Raw genomic sequence first — 4,052 nt, forward strand, 5'->3', positions numbered from 1 at the left:
TGAGAAGCGTGCCCTCGTCCTCGTTGACCGTGGGGCGAGCGATGGACTCGACCGCCCTGACCTGCACAAAGGACGCGAAGAAGCGGTCGGTGGTGTTCAGCCGAGCAGGCGGGTCGTCGCTCAGGCCGCACTTGAACTCGACCTGGATGCGCGCCTGCCGGCCGAAGCACCGAAGCGCCTCGACGTACGCCGCCAGCTCGATCTCCCTCTTGGTGTTGCCGGTCAGGTCGCTGAGGGTGAGGCCCGTGCCTTCGTTCTCGTTGACCGTGGGGCGAGTGGTGGACTCGACCGCCCTGACCTCGACGTGGGAGGCGAAGAAGCGGTCGGTGGTGTTGAGCCGGGCAGGCGGGTTGTCGCTCAGGTGGCGGTCGAGGTTGACCTCGATGCGCGCGTCCGGGCCGAAGCACCGGCGCGCCTCCCGCCATGCCTTCTGCCTGATCTGGCTCTTGCTGTTGCCGGTCAGGTCCCTCAGCCGGAGAACCGTCGCGGTGCGGTAATCAGCAGCAGGAGTGTTCATCGGTAGTCTCCCGACAATCTGGACGACTAAGTCGTCGGCTCTTGTTTTCAGGGTTATGTGTGCCTACTGTCCGATGGCCGCTCGGAAGGGCAAGCGGTGACCTCGTACGGCCGCCTGACCTTGGCCCGGCCTCGGCCCGAAGGTGGCGGGCGGCCCGGTGGACCAACGACAGCAAATGGCTCGTCTGCGTAATGCAGCGCCTCTTTGCGCGCACGTTCGCCGGATACGCGTCCAAATCTGCACCCAAGATATGGACAGACGGATATTTCGGCAGGTGTGCGTCCCAGCCGGCGGGTACTCGGCGGTCAGGACCGTCATGAGCCATGGACTCGGTCCTAGAGGTGGCGACCATGGCGACGGGCCGTGGTTACCCGACCTCGCCGCGTACCCGGCGGCAGGCCGACAGCAATGATGACAGCGACGGCCGCTACCATCAGCTACCGTCGACACACGTCGGCCACCGCCGGACCTCGGCACGCGCACCGTGAGCAGGGGTGTCACTCCTGAAAAGCGGAAGGTCGGCGGTTCGACCCCGCCCCTGCCCACCTCTCTGACCTGCAGGAACAGCCCCGAGACATCATCTCTCGGGGTTTTCTCGTGGCAGCAACGGCGACAGCAACCGACCGTCCGCTTTTCGGTATCACGATCAGCGTGATTCAGCGCATGGTGACGATCAGACGACGGCTTGCTTACCCGCAGACGCTCCTGATCGCCCTACGGATCAGGCTGCAAGGTCCTCGGCATGGCGATCACAGCGGCTTGTCCGGATCACGTCGGTATAGCTGTCTATGCCGGGGTTCAGCTGCGATGTTGGACTAGCTTCGCTCGTTCGAGTCAGTGCCAGCATCGAGTCCGGCCGTAGCCCAGGCCGCATCGACGAATCATTTTCCGTATGCTGTGCGCATGATCGAGAGAATCGAGTTCTCCGTCCGCCTGTGAGCGAGACGCCCGAGCCCGGACTGCTCGGAAACCAGAAAAGCCTGTACGAACACGCTCTGCAGCTCCATCGCCTCCACCCTGACGTCGCGCTCCCTCAGGACGGCAAGCCCTATCCCGACAGCGGCTCGCATGACAGACGGAGCCCATGGTCAGATGACCAGCGCCGTCGAGGCGTACGCGCGGCCGCGGTTCTAGACGAGTTCTTCGCCCGCCCCGACGCCATGCCAGACGAACTGGTCTGGGCCTTCCACGACGTGGATGTGCCCATCCACCACAATGAGCACATCACCGCCGCGGCGTTGCGCGCCGATCGCGAACGAGTCCAGCAAACCGGCCGATGGCTGGTCCGCCACAGCACTGACCAATGCTCTACAGTCATCGGACTCGCCCTGCTCGCCGCCGATTGGGACGACGGCGACATCGACCTGATCCGACACATCGGCCTATTGTCGGAGACATTCGGCCCACTCGCCGCCTGTGCATTGAAACGACGCAGGGACGGAAGCGAGGCACTCCTGTGGCTGGCCCAGCGAACCGCCGGCTGGGGTCGGGTCTACATCATTGAAGCCCTGTGCCAACTCGGAGGACATTCAGCCCGGCCCTGGCTCCTGCGCAATGCCTTGGACGGCGACTCTCTCAACGGTTATTACGTGGGAGACGTCGCACTTGTTGCTGACGTCCACGAGGCGATCACCACCGAGAATCCCGACGACGAACTGATCGACCACACCGGCCTTCTCCTGCGGATCATGGCCGGCAACAGCGGTATGGGCATGACCTGGAATGGCTACCACCCGGTCCGTCGCGTCCTCGACGCCCACGTGACCCACCTGGCCCGCCAGCACCCCACCCGCGACCGCTACCTCACCGCAGCCTTCATCGCTGACCACCTCCTCAAAGAGGACTCCAGCAGCCCGAACCTGTCCCCAGACCACCGGACCGTCCTCCTGAACCGCTACCTCACCGTCCTCCACCGCGAGGACTGGTCATCGATGGCGCACGCAGCACTCGACCCCACCGACAAATTCACCGCCTGGTTCCTGGAGACCATCGCTCCACGCCTCCGACTGCCGAGCTGAGAACCGACCGAAACGAACCAAGCAGCATCATCACCTGCCCACAACGGCGGCCACGAGGATCTTTCGGCCGCCGTTACAGCTCGCTGTTGAGGCATATGCACTGACGGCCGCGGGAAGGCAGGGCGGGCGCGGTCTCTCATGTGATCACGGAGCGTCGGCAACTTCGTGATCACTGAGTCCGTGCTTGCACCTCACTCCGGGGTGAGAACCTCAACCCCGTTCGCGTGACCCCTTATTCGGATACGCGGGCGCGGTCGGGCTGCTCGGGGCCGTGCGGGATGTCGAAGGTATCCTCGCCGGTGCGCAGCAGCCGCAGCACCACGCCGGCCACGTACTCCGGTCGATGCACCACCATCCCCGGCCGGGGTGGCACGCCGTCCTTGAACATGCCGTCGCCGAACTCGGTCGCGGTCACCGAGGGCAGCAGCAGCGACACCGCGATTCCGTCCGCGGCCAGTTCCTCTCGCAACACCGAGCTGATCATGTTCACCGCCGACTTGGTCGCCGCATACGCCCCCGCCCCGGTCGCGACCCGGCGGGTGGTGCCCGAGCTGACGTTTACGATTCGCCCGAAGCCCCGCTCCCGCATGGTCGGCAGCACTGCCTGGGTGACGTCGACCAGGCCGGCCACATTGAGGTCGAGGATCCTGCGGTACTCGGCGACATCGATGTCGGCGATCGGTCCCTGAATGCCGGCGCCGGCGTTGTTCACCAAGCCGTCGATCCGCCCGTGCCGGTCCAGTGCGGCCGCGACCAGGTCGCGCACCTGCGTGGCGTCGGTCACGTCGGTGGGCACCGCCAGCGCCCCGTCGAGCTCCTCACTCAACGCGGCCAGCCGGTCGGCCCGGCGCGCGGCCAGTACCGGATACGCCCCGGCGGCGTGCAACAGCCGCGCGGTGGCCTCGCCGATCCCGGACGACGCGCCCGTGACGATCACTGCCCGGCCGGTCAGTTCGATCAGATCCGTCATGATTCAACGTGTACCAGACCACCGCGCCAGATGATCGCGGTGAAGCCGCCGACCGGGCGCATGCCCCGGCATCCTCGCCACCTGCGACGCGGCCGTGTTCGCCGGGCGAGCGTCGACGGATCCGTCACTCCTAGGAAGCCATGCCCGGGTCGAAGGACATGGCGTCCAGTCCTAGCGTCCGTCGCCTCTCATGGTGCGCATACCGATCACCCTGCCCTCCGAAGGCTGTGTCCCACCGCACAGACACACACACTTGCTTCGAATTCGAAGCGGGCCTAAGGTCACTATTAGCTGCTTCGAGTTCGAAGCAATGCCCCTCTCCATCGAAAGTGAGCTCCACGATGAAGGCCGTGCGTTTCCACGAGTACGGCGACCCCGATGTCCTCCGCTACGAGGATGTGGAGCAGCCCGTCCCCGGCGCCGACCAGGTCCGGATCCGGGTCGCCGCGACGTCGTTCAACTCGGTCGACGGCAACATCCGCGGGGGCTTCATGCAGGGCCCCATCCCGGTGACGCTGCCGCACACTCCCGGTCTCGACGTCTCCGG

At 65.8% G+C, this 4,052-nt stretch carries 3 protein-coding genes and 1 pseudogene; 2 read left to right on the forward strand and 2 right to left on the reverse strand.

Going from position 1 to position 4,052, the window contains the following annotated elements; all coding sequences use genetic code 11:
* The coding region (locus AB0K82_RS07005) for a hypothetical protein (RefSeq protein WP_364393702.1) at positions 1 to 517 on the reverse strand (517 nt) is incomplete at its 3' end.
* A gap of 935 nt (positions 518 to 1,452) precedes the next feature.
* Here AB0K82_RS07005 and AB0K82_RS07010 point away from each other — a divergent pair.
* Positions 1,453 to 2,535 carry a hypothetical protein gene (locus AB0K82_RS07010; protein WP_364393704.1) on the forward strand — a complete coding sequence of 361 codons (1,083 nt, stop codon included), beginning with the start codon at positions 1,453 to 1,455 and terminating at the stop codon, positions 2,533 to 2,535.
* Positions 2,536 to 2,767: 232 nt separating this feature from the next.
* Here the strand turns inward: AB0K82_RS07010 and AB0K82_RS07015 are convergent, their stop codons facing one another.
* Positions 2,768 to 3,505, reverse strand: coding sequence for an SDR family oxidoreductase (locus AB0K82_RS07015; protein WP_364393706.1), 738 nt, complete (start codon positions 3,503 to 3,505; stop codon positions 2,768 to 2,770).
* 341 nt (positions 3,506 to 3,846) lie between these two features.
* On the opposite strand from AB0K82_RS07015, the pseudogene AB0K82_RS07020 reads away from it, so the two are divergent.
* Positions 3,847 to 4,052 (forward strand): annotated as a pseudogene (locus AB0K82_RS07020) (NADP-dependent oxidoreductase); the annotation flags it as partial.

Origin of the sequence: Actinoallomurus sp. NPDC052274, from assembly GCF_040679475.1 — a bacterium.
GTDB lineage: Bacteria > Actinomycetota > Actinomycetes > Streptosporangiales > Streptosporangiaceae > Actinoallomurus > Actinoallomurus liliacearum.

Bases quoted from the DNA above. Each gene is read 5' to 3' on its own strand.
- AB0K82_RS07015 (WP_364393706.1), bottom strand. From the start codon at position 3,505: ATGACGGATCTGATCGAACTGACCGGCCGGGCAGTGATCGTCACGGGC.